Here is a 20,669-nt window from a genome sequence, read left to right on the forward strand (position 1 = left end):
TCAGCTCCCGTTGAGCGCGGCGCGCAGCGCCTCGGCGGTCTGGAAACCCCCGTCGGGTTCATCGCTGAGCGCGTGGTCAAGGACCTCGCCCAGCCCCGGCGGCAGGCTCACCCCCCGCTTGCCGGCCGGCACGACGGGACTGGTAGCGACGGCCAGCCAGGGGTCCCAGCCCGGCGGCAGATTGCGGGGCGTGGAGCCGGTGAGGACGTGGTAGAGGGAGGCGGCGGTGGACCACACGTCGACCTCGGGGGTCGCGTACTTGTAGTTGATGAGCTGGGCTCTCGGCATGAAGGCGGGAGTGCCCATGACCGCGCCGGTGCGGGTCAGCCCACTGAGTCCGGCGCTGTCGTATGCCTTGGCCAGGCCGAAGTCTGCGAGCTTGGCCGTGGTCCGGCCGTCGGAGCCGAAAGCCAGCAGGATGTTGTGCGGCTTGATGTCGCGATGGACGAAGCCGTGTTCCTGGTGGACGTGGCCGAGCCCGGCCAGGACACCGTCGAAGAACTCCAGGGCCTGGCGCACCGGAAGCGGTCCGTCGCGGCGCACCCGGTCGGCGAGACTGCCGCCCTCGCACAACTCCAGGACGAGGCAGCAGGGTTCAGCCTCCATCGGTAAGGCGCCGTTCTCCGGCCCTGTGCGCTCCACCCCCATCACGCGCACCACGTGCGGGTGATGCAGCGCCATGCAAACGCGCACCTCACGGGAGAAGCGGACCACCTCCTCGTCGGCCCCGGCGGGCGCGTGGATGACCTTGAGAGCGCGGCGCTCCCCACTCTCACTGTGAACGGCCGCATACACCACGCCCATGCCACCGCGCCCCAGCTCTCCCTCCACGACCCACGCCCCGAACCGCACCCAGCATCCCTCCCCCGCCTGCCCGGCCTACACCGGCCACTGGTGAATTCAGGCTACTCGGAGGGGAGTTCGGCCGCATCGACCCCGCCACTCAGCCCGTCGTACGGCCGCCGTCGCGGCAGCGGCCCGTGTTCCTCCCGGCAGAACGCGCCGACCGCCACGGCGAAGGGTCGGCAACCCGGCTGCGGGAACGACAGAATGGCGACCTACTTAGCAGGTTCACAGCCACGCGCGTCCAGGATTCCTGGAACCGGCGCGCTTTCGACCGCGCGCTCGCAGAAGATCCGCCACATGGCGCCGAGGTCGAGCAGGTGCGGGGCGACAGCTTTCGCGCCGACTGGCGCATCACCGACCTGATCCGGCACGCCGCGACCTGCAAGGCGCCCGCCCCCGGCGTCGTGTGCGCGGACGACGGCCCGCAGTTCACCGCCCTGCAGGAGCAGGTTCGCCAGGCGCTGAAGAAGGACTCCCGCAAGGAGCCTGAGCTGGGCCGGCGCGGCGGCCGTGCGCTGTACGACGGCTGCCCCGCCTGCAGCTGATACCCGTGTGCGCCGGGCCGGGTCTGTCCGGACCCGGCCCGGCGCATGTCCCCTTACAGTGGATTGGAGGAGATGACCATGGACAGCAACCCCACCGCCCTGCTTCTCGACCTCGCCGCCCGCGCCCAGGGCCTGAGCGACCGGGACGCGCTGCAGGCCCTTCTTGCCACAGGCCACCGCGCCTGGTGCGAGGGCGTCGCCGACGTCCGCTCCGGCATCAGTCTGGAGGCCGCAGGCCTGTCCGACGTCCAGCTCGCCGAGCAGTGCGCTGCTGCGGGCGCGCCATGGGAGGAGGGGATGACGCGCAGCGAGGCGGTCTGCGCGCTCGCGTTCGCGATCTGGGAGGCCGCGCCGGCTGCCATGGCCTACACGGAGTTGGAAGAACGCGCCGCGCTCTTCGGTGTCTGCCTTCTTGGCGAGGAACATCTGTAGCCGCCTCTCGCGCTGGGCTGGACACGAACCCGCCATCTTTGGCATTATCGAACCTGTCGCGCTCGACCGGGCGCCGGCGCCGCCTTGCCGATCCTTCCAAAGGGGTTTCGATGTCTCCCGCCGAGCGGCTCGTGGACACTGCGCAGATCGTGTCCGAGTTCGGCACGAGCAAGCCCCGGATCAGCGAGTGGAGCAACGACCCGGACAGCGGTTTCCCTGCGGTCGCGCACACGGAGGGCCGCAAGCGGTTCTGGCGCCACGACGAGGTCGCGGCGTTCTTCGCCAAGCGCGCCCCGAAGAAGCGCACCCTGCCGGCCGCGGTACTCGAGGCCGACCAGGACGAGCTGCTGCCCAAGCGGGAAGTGGCCAAGCTCCTCGGCTACACCCGCACCTCCACCATCGACGCCTACTTCCGCGACCGGCCCGGATACTTCCCCGAGCCCGACGAGGACGCCGACGGCCCGATGTGGCGCCGCGGCACGATCGTCGCCTGGGCCAGCAACCGGCCCGGCAAGGGCCGGCGCAGCTCCGCCCCGGCTACCGCGCTGCCCGCAGTGCCCGTCGACGGGGACCCCGACGAGCTGCTCGGTACGGCCGAGGTCGCGAGCCTGTTCGGCTACGGAAGCGTCGCTTCGTTCTCCAGCGCCCTCTACCAGGGACGCATCCCCGAACTGCCCGAGCCGGAGACCCTGAAGAGGGAGGAAGGCAGCCGCGGCGGAGCCCGCAAGAAGTGGCGCCGGGCCACCGTCGTCGCCGCCGCCCGCAAGCGCGGTGTGCTGCCGGCCGCCGACCAGGACGAGAACGAGGACCTGGTCGGTGCCGCCGAAGCGGCCCAGATCCTCGGATACTGCAACGCCGACAGCTTCATCAGCGCGCTCGGGCACGGGCTCCTGCCCGATCTCGAGCAGCCCGACGGGTTCGAATACCGCCGCGGCAGTGCCGGCCGACCGCGCCAGCAGCGCTGGAAACGCTCCCGCCTCGAGGAGCTGGCCGCCCGCCGGTCCTCGACGCCCTGACTGCAACACCGAACCGCGTCACACGCGGGATACCGTAAGACCGCGGCCTCTGGTTTAAGGGATCGACGAACTCCCGGCGGGCCAGACGCCGCACGATGGCCGGTATGGAGAGGCCAGCCACCTCTCCGCCGCAAAGCCGCACGGCTTCGCGGAACCGGCCATCGCCACTCCCAGAGCTTGTCCGGTCGATCATGGTGGAGCAGTCGGTCAAGGGAGCGAATGCGCTGCCACGTAAGCTCCGCGCATATGGATGACGTCACCCCGCCCTCCAGCGCGCTGCCGGTTTTGGCTGGTGGTGAGCCCGGCGAGACGGCAGCCCCGCTTCTGGACCGGTTGCGTATTGCCGTTTCGCGGCGGCTTGCCGCACATCTGCCTGTGCCGGCCTCGATGATGCAGTGGCTGGATGAGGAGATGGACGCTTTCGCCGACGACTCAGAATTGCTCGGCGAGCTCTTCGATCAGTTGCTTCATGCCCACGCACTGGACACTGCCACTGCAGGTGCGGCGGTGCTTCTCGCGGACGTGGTCATCGACAGTCAAGCCGCTGCCGCTGTCCGTGCCGCGCTGACGGTGACGCTGGCCGAAGCGGCGACGGACGCGCTGCGTGATGAGGCGCTGGATCCGCAGGGTTTCGTCAGTACCGAGGCTGTGCTGCGGCAGCAGACTGACAGTCAGCGAACGGTCCGGCAAGCCGTTCAAGGGGAAGCTCCCCGCCTGTTTGCGCAATGGGACCAGGAGCCTGAAGTGATGCAGTTCGCGCTTGCCGTCCTAGCGGCTGCCTGCGCCGGGACTGATGTCATCCCGCGGATCGCAAGCCTGGCTAGTGTGTGGCCGGAGACCCCTCGGGCGGCCACCTTGGCGTTGGCCTGTGCTCTGGCTGCTGACAACGAGGAGGCAATCGCGGAAGCCCTTGACGAGAGCGTCAGGCATCCCGATTACAACCCTGACGCCCAGGGAGATCCTGAGGCTCTTGCGCAAAGCCAGGGGCTGAGCCTCCTGATCGACCTCGCACAGCAGGAGATCGGCCCTCTGGTATTCCACTGACGAACCGATCGGCTACGGGCTGCGGAGCCAGCGGCCAGCGTACGAACCGCCTCTGACAACGCACCGGAGCACGTAGTCGTCGGCCCCCCGCCGCACCGGAGGGTGGCGGTCTTATGGCTGGCGGGTGGGCGGGGGCAACAGGCCGTCCCCTGGCCAGAGGGCCTGCTCGGCCACGAGGGGGGCGAGGACCATCTCGACCTCGGCCAGGACGGCGGCGCGCTCCGTCGGCCCGTAAGCGATGAACTGGTTGGCCGCCGCGTCGTAGGTGCGCACGTGGCTGTGCGGGCCGGTGCAGATGAGGACACGTGCGATTTCAGGCAGACCGAGGCTGAGGGCATCGCACTCCCCCACGCGGACGAGCTGCAGCAGGTCGGCAGTGACGCTCTCCCAGTCGCCGACCGCTGGCCAGCCGGCGCCGCCGTTGAGCTCGTGGGTGAGGGTGGCCAGCGGGATGATCTCTCCCGGCCGGCGCCCTTGAATGAGGCGCTCATGGATCTGTGCGCCGTCGGGCTGCCGTACTCGCGGGTGGAGCAGCGAGGCAGCAGTCACCAGGGTGGTGTTGATCTCCTGGGCGCCGGGGCCGGGATAGTACGGCTCGTGCGCGAAGAGCAGGTATACGTCCGCGGTGCAGACGGCGTGGTCGGGTTCGGGCTGTGTCATGGAGTGGTGTCCCTTCAGCGGTGAAGTGCCGTGCATTCGATGAGGCGTTGGCCGTGTCGTCTGCTCGGAGCCGGGCGGGTAGGGGCCCAACGGCCGCTCTCGTGCATGGGACTGGCCCGTGTCGGCCGGTCCGTCTTCGATGTGGGTGCGCTTCAGGGTCTGGGCGACCTGGTCGGCGAGCTGGACCATCAGCCGCTCCCGGGCGATGAGTTCGGCCGAGGCTGAGCGGGTGTCGGGGGTCTGGAGCAGGCCGGCGACGTCCCACAGCGTGTGCTGGCCGATCTCGGCCGAGCGGTGCAGCTCGTAACGGTCGCTGCCAGCGGCGGCCTGGACGAGGAAGGTGTGCAGGGCGGCGAGGCGCTGCAGGTAGCGGCAGGCGCCGTCGCCTTCGACGCTGCGGACGTGTTCGCGGGCCCGGGCGTCCAGCTGGCCCGGCAGGTGCTCGGCGAGTACCGGAGCGAGCAGCATCGCCGGCAGCACGACGTCGACGGGAACGCCGTGGCCCATCGCGAACAGGCCTGCGAGCAGGCTGATGAGGACTACAGCAGCGGCGGAGAGCCGCAGGGACCCGGGGGTGGTGGGGGCCAGGGCGAGGCGTTGGGCGGGGTGCCTGGTCAGCCAGCGCATAGCCAGGCGTTGCATGCGGCTCGCGGTGGGGGTGAGAACCCCGATCTGATGGGGTTGATCGGGCTCTGTGCCGTCACCAGGGACGGTCCAGGCGAGCCAGCCCCACCGGGTGCGTTCGTACACGAGGACGGGTTCGCACTCGGCTGTGCAGGTGTGGTCGCGGACGTGGCCGGTCCGCAGAGCGCGTGAGCGTTCCGTCTCCCAGCGGCCCGGGTCGAGGGTGAAGGGGCGCCGGTGCTGTTCGGCCGTGGTCGGCGGTGGTGTGCGGCGCGTGTCCGTCACGGGCGTCTTCCTTTCTTCCAGTGGGTCGGTCAGGCGGAGGCGCACGTCCTGCAGCGGCCGTCGCCATCGGGGTGGGCGCGCCGGGGTGTCGGGCCTGGGCAGGTGCGGCACAGCGGCCAGCCGAGGCAGGCCGGGCAGAGGTCCTCGCCGGGGGCGGTTGCGGGAACGCCGCAGCCGGCGCATTCGACGAGGGCCCTGTAGGTCAGGGCCTCGGTCACGGTGCGGGCGGCGGTCCCTGTCGATGGCCGCTCGGTTGTCGCCGACGCGTGCGGCTCGTCCCACGGGGGCGCATCGTGGTGGTCCGCTGCGGTGGCGGGCGGCGGGTAGGCCTGGGCGGCGCGGAGCCGGGCGGCGATGATCGCGCCGACCGAGGTGCGCACGGGGTGCGGCAGGGGCCGGTCGGTGATGACGTGGCGCAGCTGCTCAGCACTCCAGCCGGCGTCCATCATCACGGTCGCCACGCGGCCCTGATCGGTCAGCGGTTTCCCGGTCAGCAGGAGTTCAGGACGGCTCGCCCCGATCTCCAGCAGCAGCCGGATCCCCGGATGCATTTCGTCTGCCGGAGGCGTCGGGGATGCTGTCGTGTCAGGGAGGTCCGTCCTTCTGTTCGTTCGTGTGGCGTCGCCGTGGTCGCACGGACGGAGGGATCTGGTGTGCTGCTTGTTGGTCTTCTTACTGATGGTGTTCTTAGTGGGCCGATCAGCCAACGTAGGGTTATCCACTGGTGAAAAACCCGACTCTGGTTGTGACCTGCGGCTTTGCAGGCTGGGCAGGTCGGTGATGAAGTACGCGGCCCCGCTGAGGGTTCCGTCGGGATCACGTTCGCGCTCCCGGACCAGGAAGCCGTGCTTCTCCAGCTCCTTCAGCCCGCTCTTCACCGCTGCCTCGCCGTCGCGGCTGCGGCGGGCGATGTCAGCGACGGTCATCCGCCAGCCGTCCCGGTGCGTGCTGAGCAAGCCGAACAGCCCCTTGGCCTTGAAGGACAACCGGCTGTCCCGGAACAGGCCGTTGGCGACCTGGGTGAACTGATCGGCCGCCATCACCCCACGCCGGATGCCCGCCCCGAAGCCGGCATCGTGTTCGTCTTCGATCGCGAGGGTGGAGGTCGCTTTCAGCAGGGCGACGTCGAGGGTGGCGGGGCGGTCGGTGATCGAGTAGACGACCTCGCCGAGCGTTCCGTTCGGGTGACGCAGTCGTTCGCGGATGAGGTAGCCGTAGCGTTCCAGTTCCTTCAGGCCGGCGCGGACCGCCTCCCGCCCATCAGGGCCCACGGAGACCATGTGGGCGACGGTGACCTGCCAGCTGTCCCGGTGCGTACTGACGTGCCCGAAGATCCCCTTCGCCTTGTAGGACAACCGGCTGTCCCGAAACAGGCCGTTGGCGACCTGGGTGAACTGATCGGCCGCCATCACCCCGCGCCGGATGCCCGCCCCGAAGCGGCTCACCGCCGTGCCCCCGATGCGGGCAGCGCGCGATACCCAGGGCAGCGCGCCGGGACCGCCGAAGTGGGGCGGTCACCGGTCCTGGGTGCGCGGGGGTGCGTGTGTTCCATGCCGTCAGCTCATCCGCCGACCCCGACCAGGCTGACGGCCACGAGCCCCGACCATCGGTCACGATCCGGCAACGTAGCCGCCTAGCTGCCGTGGTCGGGCTCATGGTCGGGCCGACCACGTCACCTTCACCCCCGGTGCGCAGCGGTTGCGCAGCCAGACTGCGCAGCTCCGGAGGGGTGGTATGCAATCGGGCTGCGCAACCGGCCGGGGATCCTGCGCAGTCGGGTTGCGCGGTGCGGCTGCGCAGTCGGCCCGAGGATTCCCTGATCTTCTGGTGCGCAGGTCCGGGTGGAGCACTGCGCAGGCGCCTTGCGGGCTCCGGGCGGCTTGCGTCTGCGCATCGGTGTGCGGGTCCGTTGGCTGGGCGTGACGTGGTCGCCCAGCGGTCGGCGGCCCGGGGACTGTGGGCCGGGCGCGATGTCCTGTCCTCGGCTCACGAAGCCCGTGGTCGGGCCTGTGGTCGGGCCGACCATGACCCCGACCACAGGCTTCGTGTCCCCATCGTGACCTTGGTCGGGGGTTCGTGGTCGGTGGTCGGGTCGGGGTCGGCGGGTTGTCTCAAGGTCAGCAAGTACACGTTCTGACCTGGGAGTTTGACCATGTCCCCTGGCAAGCAGGCCTCGGAGAGCGACACGTCTCCCCCGGTGGCCGCAGGCGCCCGGCTGGAGAAGATGAGGCGGCGCGTCCGCCTGTCGCGCCTGGCCCTGTTCACCGCGATCGCGGCCGGCCCCGTCGCCCTGGGCGGCGTGGTGATGTCCGGCCCGACCCCCGTCGCGGCCGCCCCCTCGGACAAGCCGACCGCCGTGCGCAGCGCGGCCGCCGCGGCCGACCCTGCGGGCTATGCGCAGGTGTTCGTCGACGCGTGGTTGCGCAGCAGCGCCGACGACGCGAACAGTGCGCAGGCGCGGCTTGCGCAGTCCCTCGCGCCGGATGTCGATCTGCCAGACCCGGTCGCCAGTGCGCAGCCGAAGCCGGCGGCGGTGACCGCCGTGCGCAGTGCGCAGCGCGAGGACGGCGAGTGGGCGGTGACCGTGGCTGCGCAGTACGGCGACGGGCGGCTGCGCTACTTCGTCGTCCCCGTGACCGCCGACGCGAGCGGCGCCTCGTTCGCCGTGACCGGCGTCCCCGGCGCGGTGGCCGGCCCGGCGCGCGCCGCGGTGGGCAAGCCGCCGTACGGCGTGAGCGTGCCGTCCGACGGCGATCTGTCCTTGGCAGTCGGCGAGTTCTTCGGCGCGTACCTGACGGGGGCCGGGGAGGTGGACCGCTACCTCGCACCCGGGGTGAAGCTGTCGCCCATCTCCCCCGCCCCGTACACGGCGGTCGCGGTGCAGCGGGTGTCCGCCGTCGAGGAGGCCGCGGCCGCCACGAAGGTGCCAGCCGACGGTACGGCGGTGCACGTCCTCGTCCAGGTGGAAGCCCGGGACTCCGGCGGTCGCTGGCCGCTGGGGTACGAGCTCACGCTCAAGGCCCGCTCGGGCCGGTGGGACGTCGCGGCGCTGGAATCCGGAACCGCCCAGGACGAGGGTGCCCGGTGAACACGATGCACAGCCTGATGCTCGCCGGGCAGCTCAACGACCTCGGCAACTCGTGGATCAACATGTTCAAGGAGTGGGCGACCAAAGGCCTCCAGGCCGGTCTGGTCTGCCTCGTGGTCGTCATCATGATCCAGAAGTTCAGCCTCAAAGCCGGGATCGGCGCCCTGCTCCTGATGGTGATCGCGCTGGGCCTCTACAACTCGCGCAACGACCTGGCGAACATGTTCACCGACGAGGTGAAGAACCCGGCCAAGGGCGCACCCGCCATCCCCGGCATCGTGCGCAGTACCGATCCCCTCGTGCGTGACCACTCCGCCAGCGCGGGAGGCTGGCTGTGAGCGCCGCCGCCCAGGTGCGGATGGGACGCTTTTACACCTCCGCCCGCCGCCACCCCTGGGTACTGGGCAAGGTGGCGGACTGGCGCATCCCCCTCGGCCCCTACACCCCTGCCCAGATCGCGGTCGCCGTCGGCGGCGGCTTTCTTCTGGTCAAGACCATCAGCTGGTGGTCGTGGATGGGCCCGGTGCCGATCGCGGCCTGGCTGCTGGCGATCTGGGCGGTGCGCCGGGCGAAGATCAACGGCCGCACTCCTATGCAGGCGGCCCTGGGCTGGGTGCTGCTTGGCTGGCAGCCGCGCGGCGGGCGGATCGGCGGCAGGGCCGCCCGCGACCGCGCTCCCCGCGCGCTGCTTGGTGGCTTCACTCTCGAGGATGCGTTCGCCCCCACCGCAGTGCTCGCCCCCGCCGTCGCGGCCGCACCCGCCCGCGCCCCGGGGTGGCCTGACCGCCGGACACCGCGCCGGAGCACGGCAGCACAGCGCCCGTCCGCTCGCCGGCGCCCGGCGCCGGCTGCTCCCGCGGCGCCGGTGCGGCCGGTGTCGGGTGTGCAGCAGCTGCTCGCGCTCGCCCAGCAGGGGGGTGTGCGATGAGGGTGCCGATCCGTCACATCGCCGGGCACCTGGTCTGGTCGACGCACGGCAGCGTGTGGGCGCTCTACCGGCTGCACCCCGGACCGGACGCGCGCGGCCGCCGCGAGGAGACCGTCCAGGGCACCTACGTCCCGGCCGCGGTCCGCGACGAGCAACTCGCGAAGATCACGCACTTGATCCGTTCCCTGACGGGGACGCCGCGCCTGTTCGGGCTGTGCGCACAGGTCGACCCGGGCGAGATCGCCCTGCGCATGATCGAGGGCATCGAGCCCGGCGACCAGCCCCCCGGCAGCACGCATCCGTGGGTGGAGAACGTCGAGGCCACCCTGGACCTGCTGGGCGAGCAGGAGATGCACCGCCGCACGCTCTGGCTGGCGGTGCCGCTGCAAAACGACGCCGCCGGCGGGCAGGTGACCGCGTCGCTCGGCGCGATGTGGGCGGACATCGCGCCGATGCTGGGCATGCGCGCCGCCCCCGTGGCACGACGCGAGGTGACCTCCTACCGCGAGCAGGCCTCCCGGGTGGAAGCCGCGCTCGCCGGCGGCATCGCCTTCCGCCCCGCACGCCCGGCGGAGATCGTGTGGATGATCCAGCACGCCCTCCACCGCGGTCTCGCGGAGCCCCTGCTGGCCGAGGCCGAGACCAGCGAGCTGTACGGCGGGCAGATCCGTGACGGCGTGCTGCGCTCACCCAGCTACGCCGACCTCGGCCAGGTCCGCCTGCAGGAAGGCGGCATCGACCCCGGCATCGACGACGTCGACGAGCTCAAGAACGCGGGCCGGATCACGCGGTCGGGTCGCAAGGCCTGGTGGCGGCTGAACACCGGCTCGCCGCTGGGGCGGCGCTGGCTGCAGGTCGAAACGGACGCAGGAGTCGGCTACCAGGCGCAGTTGGCGCTGGCCGAGTGCCCGCCCGCGGTCAGCCAGGATGCCGCGGATCTGTTCGCCCAGCTGGAGATGCTCGACTTTCCCGTCGACTACACCGTCGACCTCGCTTTGGTGCCGGCGGAGAAGGCCCGCGACCAGGTGCGGCGCAAGAAGAACGAGCTGATCGACCAGGCCGACCAGTACGACGCCCGCCCCACCGGCATGCCCGCCTCCCTGACCGATGCCGCCCGCGACCTGGGCGAGCTGGACGCCCGTCTCTCCCGCACGTCCGTCGAGGTCGAGGTCCAGTCGGTCACGGTGCTGACGGTGTGGGGGCCGACCGCGGCCGTCTGCGACGCCCGGGCCCGCGCCCTGGCCGCGCTGCTCGGCGGCGCCGACTACCGCGCGGTGCGCCCGGGCGGCCTGCAGGATGCGCTGTTCACCCTGGGCCTGCCCAGCACAGTACGGCCTGGCGTGGTGCGGGAGTTCACCCAGCATCAGGTCAGCGAGGACTGGGCGTTGGGCGGGGCCTTCACGGCTGCGGAGGTCGGCGACCCCAACGGCATGTTCCTCGGCATCGACCTGGACTGCGGCACCACCCGCCCCGTGATGATCAACGTGGCGGACGCGCCGAAGCAGGACGCCTCCGCATCCATGGGGATCATCGGCGATCTCGGCGCGGGCAAGAGCGTCCTGGAAAAGCTGATCTCCGAGTCGGTGTGGGCGCGCGGCGGGGTCGCGATCTGCATCGACCGCACCCCTGTGCGGGAGTGGGCCACCTTCGCCCGCACCGCAGCTGCGGGCCGCTGCCAGATCATCGACGCCGCCCAGGCCGAGGTGTCCATCGACCCGCTGCGCATGTTCGACGGCCCCGAAGGCCGCCACTACGCCCTGTCCTACCTCACGCTCCAGCTCGGCATCGGCCCGATGAGCACCAACGGGGAGGTCCTGCACCACGCCGTCGAGCGGGCCGCCGCCGGTGACGCCCCCTCCATGCACCGTGTCCTTCAGGTCCTCGACGAGATGGCCGGGGCGGAGGCGGGCAAGCGGCAGGACGCGGCCGCCACCCTCGCCGGCCTCATCCGCATCGTCGCCACCAACTCCTTGGCCCGGATGGTGTTCGACCCCACGCTGCCACCCGTGCGGCTGGACGCCTCCAGCGCCTCCGACATGATCGTGATCACCACGACCGGTCTGAAGCTGCCGCCGAAGGCCGCGTTCGACAAGCCCGAAGTCCTGCACCAGCAGCCGCTGGAAGCCCTGATCGGCCGCGCGGTCCTCTACCTGATCGCGGCCATCGCCCGGCAGACCGCGTTCGAGGACCCGGAGCGGTTCACCGCCGTGGTGCTGGACGAGCTGTACTGGCTGACCTCTTCGGCCGAGGGCACCGCCCTGGTCCACGAGATCCTCCACGACGGCCGCAAGCACGGCGCCGGCCTGCTCGCCGGGTCGCACGATGCCGAGGAACTCGGCCCCGACCGCGGGCTGATGGCCTACCGCGCGCTCGCCCGCACCGCCGACCGCGAACGCGCCCGCCGGGGACTGGAGTTCCTCGGTCTCGACCCGAACGACCCCGAGCTGCTGCGGCTGGTGACCACCGGCCTGTCCCCCGTCGGACAACGCGGCCGCGAAGGCGAGTTCCTCATCGCGTGCCCGCGGCAGAACACCGGTCGCATCAAGGTCGTCATCCCCCGCATCGAACGGATCTCCTCCTCCATCACCACCACACCCGGACGCCGCACGAGCGCTGCCCCGCCCTCCGTACCTGTTGCCGGTGAGGCAGTGGATGCCCGTCCGAAGGAGCACCTTTCATGACCAGCGCTTCCTGGGACCGCTCCCGGCACGTCGCCGCGGCCGCCAGCATCCTCATGGTGATCGCCGTCGCCGTCGGCGTGCTCGTCCTGGCCCTCGGGACGAGCATGCCGGAGCCGTGGTTGCCGCACACCGGGCAGGCCTTCGCCACCGGCGCCCACTCCGGCCACCAGGACCCGTGCGACCGGATCGTGGGGCCCGCCAAGGAGTACTGCGAGCGCGGCACCACGAACTCCGCCCCCACCGGACACCCCAGTGCCGCCGGTGCGGCATGGCGGCTGGGAACGGCCGGCGCAGGGCTGACCGCCCTCGCCATCTGGCGGCGCCGGAGTACCGCCGGGCAAAGGCGGCGCTGACACATGTGGCGTCCAGACCGCGGCACCCTCCGCTCGGCCGGCTTCGTCCTGCTGCTCACCGCCGTGTTCGTCATGGTCAACAGCCAGGTCGTGTATGCGGCGAGCAGCAGCAGTGAGACCGGTGACCTGCTCTCGCCGCTGAACATCACCTCCTCCGAGGGGGTGCCGATCAACGGATACGAGCTGAACGCCGAAGGCGGCTCAGTCGTCGCGTTCAGGTCCCAGGCGCTCGCGTTCGCCCTGTCCGGCCTGTTCACGCTGATCCGGCTGCTGGTGGGGCTCGCAGGGTGGTCGATCGAGCTGGCCTTCCGGTTCCCGCTGCTGAAGATCCTCATCCAGCCGGCGCAGAAGGTCGCCGACTCCTACACCCACGTGGTCGTCGACACGCTCGGGCTGAAGGGCCTGTTGCTGGCCTGGGCGTTCGTGTTCGCCGGTTTCATGCTTGTGCGCGGCCGGGTCGGCCGCGGTCTGGGCGAGATCTTCCTGACCCTTCTGATCGCAGCGTTCGCCGCGTCCGCGTTCGTCCGCCCCGACTACCTCCTCACCCAGGACGGCCCGCTCGGGCAGGCCCAGCAGGTGGCCGCCGAGGTGGCCCAGCAGAGCGTCAACTCCTACGACTGGGGCGGCAAACTCGCCAGCCGCGGCCCGTGCGACGGCATGGCCGGCAACCAAGAGCTCAAGTGCCTTCAGCAGGAAGGCGAAGGCCCTGTCTCGGCCGCGGAGGTGGCTCGCCCGATCCAGGACTCGATCACCAACGCGCTGATCGTCAAGCCGTACATGCTGCTGGAGTACGGGCGCATCCTCGACCCCGCCAAGGCGGCCGACCGGACGGCGTATGCGGTCCACCTGAAGTGGATCACCGGCGGGTACAAGGCGAGCGCACAGAACAAGGGCAAGGGCGACAAGGACGATCCCTGCCGGCTGATCAAAGGTGAGGCGAAGAAGTACTGCGAGCGCTCCACCAGCGATGTCCCCAGCGGAAGCGGCAGCCTTCCGGCCCTTACCCCCGGGGGCGAACTGCTGGACACCTCCAACGCAATCGTCACCGACGACGACCGCGAGTTCTCCTCCTTCCTGGCCGACATGAAGAGGGCCGGCCCGGTCGGCAAGGCGTGTGCCGCCTACGCCGAGAAGCCCACCTGGTGGCGGGTCAGCGGCGCCGGACTGCTGCTGATCGCCGCCCTGTTCATCTGCGGCATGCTCCTGTCGAGCGCGATCGTCCTGCTCGGCACCCAGGGCATCTGCGCCGCCGCCGCAGCGGCGGGTGGGGTCACCTTCATCGCCGGGATGCTGCCCGGGCCTGCCCGCCAGTCCGTGTGGAAGTGGCTGTCCCTGTGGGGCATCGCGATCCTCGCGCTGGTCGGGATCTGTGCGTTCGTACCGTTCTTCGGCATCGCCGTCGACGCCACCGTCACCAACGGCCCCGACCTGATGGTCGAGCGGATCCTGCTGATCGACGTGCTGGCCATCGCCGGTGCGGCCGGGCACCGCAGGCTGCTGACCGGCATCACGTCCTTCGGCCGGCGCATGGCCATGCGGATGCGCTATGCCAAGGTGGGCGGCACCCATCTGCCCGGCGACACCTCCGAGCTCGGCGCCGCCCTCGCCATGAACTCCCCCGCAGCGATGGGCGGCTACGGCGGCGGGCTGCGCGCCTTCACCGGAGGTGGTGGCCGGTTCGGGATGCTCGGCACCCGCCAGCGCCTGATGAGCGCCTTCGCCTCACTGGTCGACGGCGCGGGCATGCCGGTGGACACCGGGGGGCTGCTCGCCGACGCCACGGCCGAAGCCGGACGCGGACTCGCACCGCTGACTGCCGCCGCGGCCGTCGGCGGGCTCGGAGCACGGCTCGGAACCAAGGGCGCCCACTGGCTGCTCATCGGGCGGCGGCCCGACATGGACAAGCTCATCAAATGGCGCAAGCCCACCGCCGACGGCGATCCTGGCGGCTCACCCGGTGCCGGACCGGGCGGTTCAGGCAGCGGCGGGCCGCTCAGGCCCGGCGGCCCGCCCGACCGGTACCGCAACGAGGACGGCCAGGTCGTCGACCGCAACTCGGGTCAGGTGCTGCACGACCAGAACACCGACCGCACCCTGCTGTCCACCCGCGCACACAACCGGCTCGTCCGCTTCCGCGGATACCGCATCCTGCACCGCGGCGGCCGCGCCGCCTACGGGACGACGGTCGGCCTGCCCGCTACCGTCCGCGCTACGCGGACGGGCGGCTCGCGCTACTCCCAGGACGCCCGCCAGCAAGTGCGGGTGTGGGGCAACACCGTCCGCGAAGACATCCGGGCCTGGGGCGACACTGGGCCCGTCCGCAACCGTCGGCTGGGCGGCGGCGGGCCTGCTGGAAGACCTCCCACTCCCCCATCCGGCCCTCCCACTCCTCCGCCCGGCCCACCGGCTCCGCCGTCCGGTCCACCTCCTCGTCCGTCCGGCCCGCCCCCTTCCGGAGGCATGGCCCGTACGGCTGGCGGTGCCGGCTCCGGTCGGGCGCGCCCTGCCGCGCCACCGGTCACAGCCTCGCAACCGCCCTCCCCTCCGAGTCCGCCAACTGCCGCGCCTGGACCCAGGCTTTCCGAGCCTCATTCCGGCAGGCCGGCCTCAGTGTTTCCCGAAGGCGTCAGCGGCAGTACGCGCGCCCAAGCGGCGGATCGGTTCCAGGAACTGCTGCGGCGTACCGCGCCCGATGCCGAAAGACTCCGCCAGCAGCAGGAGCAGGCGCGGCGGGCGCGGGCCTATGAGGAGGCGCGGCGTATTGGGGCCGAGGTCGACTGGCTGGCCCCGGCAGAGCCCGAGGACGGTGACGGCCCGTGACCCGCCGCCGTGGCCGGAAGGCCAAGTGGGGCTGCCTGACCGTGATGCTGCTGTTCGCCGCCGTGTGCTGCGCCGCGCCCATATCCGGAGCGATCAGCGCGGTCGTCGCGCTGCAGAGCGCCGCGGGAGACGACGGCGGGATCGCCGAGGGCGGCACGGCCGCGGACATCCCTCCGCGCATGCTCACCGCCTACAAGAAGGCCGTCCAGCTCGTCGGCCGGTATGTGCCCCGGTGCCGCGGCATGCGCTGGCCCATCCTTGCCGGGATAGCCAAGGTCGAGTCCAACCACGCCATCGGCCGCACCATCGCCGGCAACGGCGACATCAGCCCGCGCATCTACGGCGTACTGCTCAACGGCTCCGGAGCCGGCGGCAACACCACCGCCTTCCCGGACACCGACAACGGCAGGTGGGACGGCACCGCCAGCGGTGAACGCGCAGTCGGCCCCTTCCAGTTCCTCCCCTCCACCTGGGCATCGATTGGCAAGGACGCGAACGGTGACAAGACCGCCGACCCGCACAACGCCGACGACGCCGCCCTCGGCGCCGCCGTCTACCTGTGCGGAAACGGCCGCGACCTGACGCAGCGGTCCCAGCTCGAGGCCGCGATCCTTCAGTACAACCACTCCACCGAGTACCTCTCGAATGTGCTGGGCTGGATCGACCAGTACACGGCGGCCGCCAAGAGCCCGGACCTGAAGAACGTGTCCGGGAGGGTCCGCGCCGTCCTCGATGCGGCCCTCTCCCAGCGGGGTGTCCCGTACTCGTGGGGCGGCGGCAACGCGAGCGGGAAGTCGTACGGGATCTGCTGCTCGCCGAGCGGGAAGAGCGGCGCGGACATCACCGGCTTCGACTGCTCGGGGCTGACCGTGTACGCGTACGCCAACGCCGGCATCAGCCTGCCGCGCACCGCGGCCGCCCAGGCCTCCGTTGGCCGGCGGATTCCTGCCGGCCTCGGCAAGAGCGTCCTCAAGCCCGGTGACCTGGTCTTCTACGCCTACGCCCCGGGCCGGGATTCCACGATCTACCACGTCGGCATCTACGTCGGCAGCGGCCGGATGGTCAACGCCGCCCGCCCGGGCACCCTGGTCCGTCTGGACGCGGTCGATGCGATGTCCGGCTACGCGGGAGGGGCCCGGCTGCTGTGACCACTTCCATGCCGCGCTCACCTCGCATGCTGGTCATCGCCACCGTCCTGCTGGCTGTGTGCGGGCTGGGCCTGCTGGCCGTCCCCCAGGCCCGGGAGCCGTCGGGCTCGCCGAAGGCGCCGGGCTCCTCAGCCCCGGTGACCCGCTCTCCGGCGGCCTCCCCCGCCAGAGGCTCTGCGGCGAACGACGTGCCCGCGCCGGCCCACGCAGCAAGCAATCCCACCAGGGGCGCCGCCGCCGTGTCTGCGCTGCCGCCGCACGGCGAAGGCGTGGCAGGCGACCGCGCTATTCAGGAGGCACTGGACGCAGCCTGGCCGCCGGACCTCCCGCCGGGTGACGCGCGGCAGCTGCTGGCGATGGGCCGGTCCCTGCTGCGGGCGGACGCCACCGGCGCCGGCCGCGGGAGGTGGCCCGCGGTCTTTACCGCCGAAGGCCGGGCGCTGGCACCGGCGTTCGCCCGCTTCCGCATCCAGGCCGCGATCGCCCGCCGCGACGGCGGAGGCGGCCGGGCCGTGGTCCACCTGGTGTGGGCCGGGGCCGACCGCGGCGGCACCTATACCGACGGCCGCATCACCGACTGGCGCTTCACCCACACCACAAGGAAGGGATCGCCCACGTGGACTCCGCTGCCCCGTACCTGAACGCCGGTGAGACGGCGTCCGGACAGGTGCCCGGCCTGCTCACCGCGCTTGCCCACGGCGCCGGATGGCTCACCGGCCACTGGTATCTGTTCGTGCTGGCTCTCGCCCTGGTCTGGGGGGTGGGCGAGATCGTCGTACGGCGGCTGGCACTGAAGGCGTCGGCCGAGCGGATGGCGCTTGAACTCGCAGCGTCCCGGCACTTCGACCCGGGCCTGGAGGAGATCTTCCGCCGCGGGGTGCAGCTGGCCCGCGCCTCCACCAGCATGCCCTGGTGGGCGCCGCGAAGGTCGAAGGCGGTGCAGATCAGGCTGCGCGCCGACGGCTCCAGCCCGCTCCGCTACCGGATCGAAGGGCCGGCCGGTGCGCAGCGTCTGCTGTCCATCACGCCGTTCGGCCCGGACGTTACCGTCAGCCGGGCCCGGCCGATCGCCGACGAGCCGCGCGAGCACACCGTGCGGGCGGAGTTCATCCTGCGGGGCAGGCTCACCGCTCCGCTGCGTGAGGTGCCGCTGGATCCGGACCCGCTGCAGCCCCTCGTGGACGCGGTGTCCGATCTGCGGGCCGATCTCGGTGACCTCGCCGAAGTCCGCCTGGACATTCAGCGGGCGCCGAAGTGGGCGCTGCGGGCGCGCCGTCTGCAGCTGATGCAGGCCGCGCGGCGCGCGGAGCGTCGCGAGACCGCGCGTGCTGCCCGCTGGGTGCGGCGCGACGCAGCGGGGTTCGAGGACTCGCTCGGCTGGCATCTGCAGCAGCTCGTCAGCGGCAGGCAGGGCGGGGCCGCCGGGCGGCGGCTGGTCATGCCGCCGGTGCCGCGCCGGGTGGACCGGGCCGAGGCGCTGGGCAAGCTCGCCGAGGACGACCACCTGGTGCGGGTGCAGCTGCTGATCATGTGCGCGTCCAGGGTGGAAGGCCGCGCTCAGGCCCGGCTCGCGCAACTCCAGGCCGCTCTGGACGTGTTCGGCGGGCGCTCCCGGTGGGCGATGCGCGGGCTGCGGGTGGGTCCGTGGCGGCTGGGCGCCGATCACTGGCCCAGCCGCCGTGCTTTCGAGCGGCGCTGGAGGCATGGGTACTGCCAGCCGCCGCGGGCCAACTGGGTCCGGCTGGAGGAGCTCACCGGTCTGCTCAAGCCGCCGACCGTGCACTGCCGGCTGCCGCTGCTCGCCGGTGACCTGCCGTCCTTCACCTTCAGTGACCCCGAGCTGCTGCTGCAGGGCCTCTACCGGGGCCCGGACGGGCGCCGTCGCATGGTGGCCACCTACGCGGCCGAGACCCTGTTCGAGTGCGCCGTAGGCAAGGCGGGCGGCGGCAAAACCGAACGCGCCCTCGCCCAGGCCATCGGCTGGGCCCACGCCGGTGGCGGGCTGATGTTCCTCGATCCGCACCGCGACTCCTGGCCGCGCGCCGCGCCGTTCCTCGCCCACGACCACCTCATGGACCGGATCGCGCTGATCGACCTCAACGCCAACGGCCCAGCTCCCCGGGTCAGTTCGTGGAATCCGCTGGGCATGGAGCACGGGCCGGCCCCGCACGAGGTCGTCGAGGCCCTCACCGATGCCTTCGCCGCCGCCCTGGGGTGGGACGACGCGAACGCACCCCGCGCGATCACCATCCTCACGGCCGCGCTGTCCGTGCTCGTCGCCGTCAACCAGGGCGCCTGCCAGGCAGGCTGCCCAGAGGACCAGGCCACGGTCTTTCACACGCGGGCCCTGCTCACCGACCCCGGCTTCCGCGCTGCGGCACTCGCCGCCACCGCCGACCGGCTCGACGAAGAGAGCCGCTCCTGGTGGAAGACCGTGTTCCCGGCCCTGCCCGCCGACGCCTTCGCCGTCGTCCTGAACCCCCTCGCCCGGCTGGCTGCCAACCCCGTCACCCGGGCCTTCCTCGGCCAGGGGGCCGGCGTCTACAACGCCCGCGCCGCGATGGACCACCGGATGATCGTGTGGGTGTGCCCGGCGGGGAACGGGCCCACCGACCGGCTGCTGACCGCCCTGCTCGCCCGGGACCTTTTGCGCGCGGTGCGCTCGCGCCGCGACACCCCCGAGAACGGCCGGGTGCCCTTCCGGCTGTACTTCGACGAGCTGATCACCCTGACCGGCGCAGCCCCGGAAACCATCGCGTCGATGTTCGAGGACTTCCGCAAGTACAAGGCCACCGTCCACGGCATGACCCAGCTCCTCGCCCGCCTTCCGGCCCCGGTGCGCCTGTCGCTGACCCAGAACGCCTCCACGCTGGCCAGCACGGCCGGCTCCACATCGGCCATCGCGCCCATCACCGCCGAGTGGGGCGACAGCCCCACCCCGGCCCAGGTCGCCGTCCTGGACCGCTTCGAGCACTACGTGTCGCTGACCGTCCGCGGCCGCCGTATCGGACCGCTGCGCCTCACCGGACCCCATCTCGACGAGGTGTTCGCCGACCAGGCCCGCCCCGGCAAAGTCGCCGCCCTTGAACACGCCGCCCGGGCCACCGCCGGCGCGCTTCCCCTCGATCAGCTCACCGCCCGCGCGGCCGGCCAACTCGACCGCGTGGCCGCCTTCCTCGCCCAGCACACCCCCGCCAGCGCGCCAGCGCGCCTGGACAAGTCGAAGGGATACCAGTGACCACCGCCCCGCTCTCCGCCCGTTCCGAGCCGTCCGGGCTCGTGCCGAGTCCCGTCGAGCCGCTGCCGCACCAGCTCCTGGCCGCGCTCGCCCAGCACCGCATGGCCACCACCAGCCAGCTCCACACCCTGCTGCGGCCCCACGCGACCCGGCAGACACTCTCCAACCCGCTCAACAGGCTGCGCATCAGAGGCCTGCTCGACTACACGGTGCTGCCGCAGTCCAACCGGTCCCGCGCCTGGTTCCTGACCCCCGACGGCGCCCGCCTCACCCGGGACTGGCCGGCGCTGCGCGGCCGTCCCCCCTACCCCATCACCTCGGCGACAGCCGCCTCCCTGCGCACCCCGCACACCCTCACCGTGGTCCGCTCCCACCTGGCCTTCGTCGCCGACGCCCGCCGCCGCGGTGACGAGCACGGCCACCTGGACTGGACACCCGAGATCTCCCACCCGCTCAGCGACGGCGAGAAAGTCATCGCCGACGCAGTCATGCACTACACCCTCGCCGGCAGTGAACAGCGCACGAAACTACGGGCGTTCATCGAAGTCGACCGCGCCACCATGGGCAGCGAACGCCTCGCCGCAAAGCTGATCGAGTACGCGCGGCTGTGGTCGTACGAACCGCAGCCCATCGGCCGCGCACGCTCCCGACGCCAGCAGGCCGGAGCAGGGGCAGCCTGGCTGCGCTGGTATCCGGTCTTCCCACGCGTGCTGTTCATCCTGACCGGCGCTACACCGCACGTACTGGCCAACCGGATCAGCGACCTGCAAGCCATGACCGAACAGCATCCACTCGTCGCCGCCCTCGCCCGCGAAGTGCCCCTCGGCGCCGCCGTCCTCGACGACCTCGAAACCCACGGCCCGACCGCACCGCGGTGGGTACCGCTGACCGGAGGGGAGCCACGACCGTGGACCGAGCTGTGATGTTCCAAATTGCACGATCCAGGCCGCTTGAGGCGCCA

General features: G+C 71.7%; 17 protein-coding genes. 14 read left to right on the plus strand and 3 right to left on the minus strand.

What is annotated here, in order from left to right:
- Nucleotides 1-852: a serine/threonine-protein kinase gene (locus AQJ27_RS46135; RefSeq protein WP_067383636.1), complete on the minus strand. Its 852-nt coding sequence runs from the start codon at nucleotides 850-852 to the stop codon at nucleotides 1-3.
- Between the two features lie 128 nt (nucleotides 853-980).
- On the opposite strand from AQJ27_RS46135, the gene AQJ27_RS58150 reads away from it, so the two are divergent.
- From AQJ27_RS58150 to AQJ27_RS46155, 4 genes are all read left to right on the plus strand, one after another.
- Nucleotides 981-1,391 (plus strand): hypothetical protein, encoded by a 411-nt coding sequence (locus AQJ27_RS58150; protein WP_201264504.1) that lies wholly within the window; start codon nucleotides 981-983, stop codon nucleotides 1,389-1,391.
- A gap of 78 nt (nucleotides 1,392-1,469) precedes the next feature.
- The gene (locus AQJ27_RS46145) at nucleotides 1,470-1,823 is read left to right on the plus strand and encodes a hypothetical protein (protein ID WP_159064592.1); all 354 of its coding nucleotides are present in this window, start codon (nucleotides 1,470-1,472) and stop codon (nucleotides 1,821-1,823) included.
- Between the two features lie 110 nt (nucleotides 1,824-1,933).
- On the plus strand, nucleotides 1,934-2,839 hold the full coding sequence (locus tag AQJ27_RS46150) for a hypothetical protein (RefSeq protein WP_067383650.1): 906 nt from the start codon (nucleotides 1,934-1,936) through the stop codon (nucleotides 2,837-2,839).
- 246 nt (nucleotides 2,840-3,085) lie between these two features.
- Complete coding sequence (locus tag AQJ27_RS46155; RefSeq protein ID WP_067383654.1) at nucleotides 3,086-3,883, plus strand: hypothetical protein; 798 nt, start codon at nucleotides 3,086-3,088, stop codon at nucleotides 3,881-3,883.
- Between the two features lie 111 nt (nucleotides 3,884-3,994).
- On the opposite strand, the gene AQJ27_RS59590 is transcribed toward AQJ27_RS46155, so the two are convergent.
- Nucleotides 3,995-5,452 carry a hypothetical protein gene (locus tag AQJ27_RS59590; protein ID WP_235613944.1) on the minus strand — a complete coding sequence of 486 codons (1,458 nt, stop codon included), beginning with the start codon at nucleotides 5,450-5,452 and terminating at the stop codon, nucleotides 3,995-3,997.
- A gap of 29 nt (nucleotides 5,453-5,481) precedes the next feature.
- Nucleotides 5,482-6,897: a hypothetical protein gene (locus AQJ27_RS46165; RefSeq protein ID WP_067383657.1), complete on the minus strand. Its 1,416-nt coding sequence runs from the start codon at nucleotides 6,895-6,897 to the stop codon at nucleotides 5,482-5,484.
- A 707-nt stretch (nucleotides 6,898-7,604) separates the two neighbouring features.
- Here AQJ27_RS46165 and AQJ27_RS46170 point away from each other — a divergent pair.
- Genes AQJ27_RS46170 through AQJ27_RS46215 form a run of 10 tightly spaced genes read left to right on the plus strand, consistent with a single transcriptional unit; the run spans nucleotide 7,605 to nucleotide 20,631 of the window.
- The gene (locus AQJ27_RS46170; protein ID WP_067383659.1) at nucleotides 7,605-8,540 is read left to right on the plus strand and encodes a conjugal transfer protein; all 936 of its coding nucleotides are present in this window, start codon (nucleotides 7,605-7,607) and stop codon (nucleotides 8,538-8,540) included.
- Nucleotides 8,537-8,878, plus strand: coding sequence for a hypothetical protein (locus tag AQJ27_RS46175; RefSeq protein ID WP_060898318.1), 342 nt, complete (start codon nucleotides 8,537-8,539; stop codon nucleotides 8,876-8,878). Before AQJ27_RS46170 ends, AQJ27_RS46175 begins: the two co-directional genes overlap by 4 nt.
- Before the next feature lie 20 nt (nucleotides 8,879-8,898).
- Nucleotides 8,899-9,468, plus strand: a complete 570-nt coding sequence (locus tag AQJ27_RS46180; protein WP_067383736.1) for a hypothetical protein — start codon at nucleotides 8,899-8,901, stop codon at nucleotides 9,466-9,468.
- Nucleotides 9,465-12,149, plus strand: coding sequence for an ATP-binding protein (locus AQJ27_RS46185; RefSeq protein ID WP_067383661.1), 2,685 nt, complete (start codon nucleotides 9,465-9,467; stop codon nucleotides 12,147-12,149). Before AQJ27_RS46180 ends, AQJ27_RS46185 begins: the two co-directional genes overlap by 4 nt.
- A complete protein-coding gene (locus AQJ27_RS46190) occupies nucleotides 12,146-12,502 on the plus strand; it encodes a hypothetical protein (RefSeq protein WP_067383663.1) in 357 nt (118 codons plus the stop codon). The genes AQJ27_RS46185 and AQJ27_RS46190 overlap by 4 nt, the downstream gene beginning before the upstream one ends.
- Before the next feature lie 3 nt (nucleotides 12,503-12,505).
- Nucleotides 12,506-15,322, plus strand: a complete 2,817-nt coding sequence (locus AQJ27_RS46195; protein WP_235613946.1) for a hypothetical protein — start codon at nucleotides 12,506-12,508, stop codon at nucleotides 15,320-15,322.
- The gene (locus tag AQJ27_RS46200) at nucleotides 15,319-16,470 is read left to right on the plus strand and encodes a C40 family peptidase (RefSeq protein WP_235613947.1); all 1,152 of its coding nucleotides are present in this window, start codon (nucleotides 15,319-15,321) and stop codon (nucleotides 16,468-16,470) included. Before AQJ27_RS46195 ends, AQJ27_RS46200 begins: the two co-directional genes overlap by 4 nt.
- Nucleotides 16,467-17,111 carry a hypothetical protein gene (locus AQJ27_RS57645; RefSeq protein ID WP_235613948.1) on the plus strand — a complete coding sequence of 215 codons (645 nt, stop codon included), beginning with the start codon at nucleotides 16,467-16,469 and terminating at the stop codon, nucleotides 17,109-17,111. Before AQJ27_RS46200 ends, AQJ27_RS57645 begins: the two co-directional genes overlap by 4 nt.
- Nucleotides 17,087-19,708: an ATP/GTP-binding protein gene (locus AQJ27_RS46210; RefSeq protein WP_067383666.1), complete on the plus strand. Its 2,622-nt coding sequence runs from the start codon at nucleotides 17,087-17,089 to the stop codon at nucleotides 19,706-19,708. Before AQJ27_RS57645 ends, AQJ27_RS46210 begins: the two co-directional genes overlap by 25 nt.
- Nucleotides 19,699-20,631: a replication-relaxation family protein gene (locus tag AQJ27_RS46215; RefSeq protein ID WP_096240538.1), complete on the plus strand. Its 933-nt coding sequence runs from the start codon at nucleotides 19,699-19,701 to the stop codon at nucleotides 20,629-20,631. The genes AQJ27_RS46210 and AQJ27_RS46215 overlap by 10 nt, the downstream gene beginning before the upstream one ends.
- Nucleotides 20,632-20,669 lie beyond the last annotated feature (38 nt).

Origin of the sequence: Streptomyces olivochromogenes (genome assembly GCF_001514115.1) — a bacterium.
Classification (GTDB): domain Bacteria; phylum Actinomycetota; class Actinomycetes; order Streptomycetales; family Streptomycetaceae; genus Streptomyces; species Streptomyces olivochromogenes.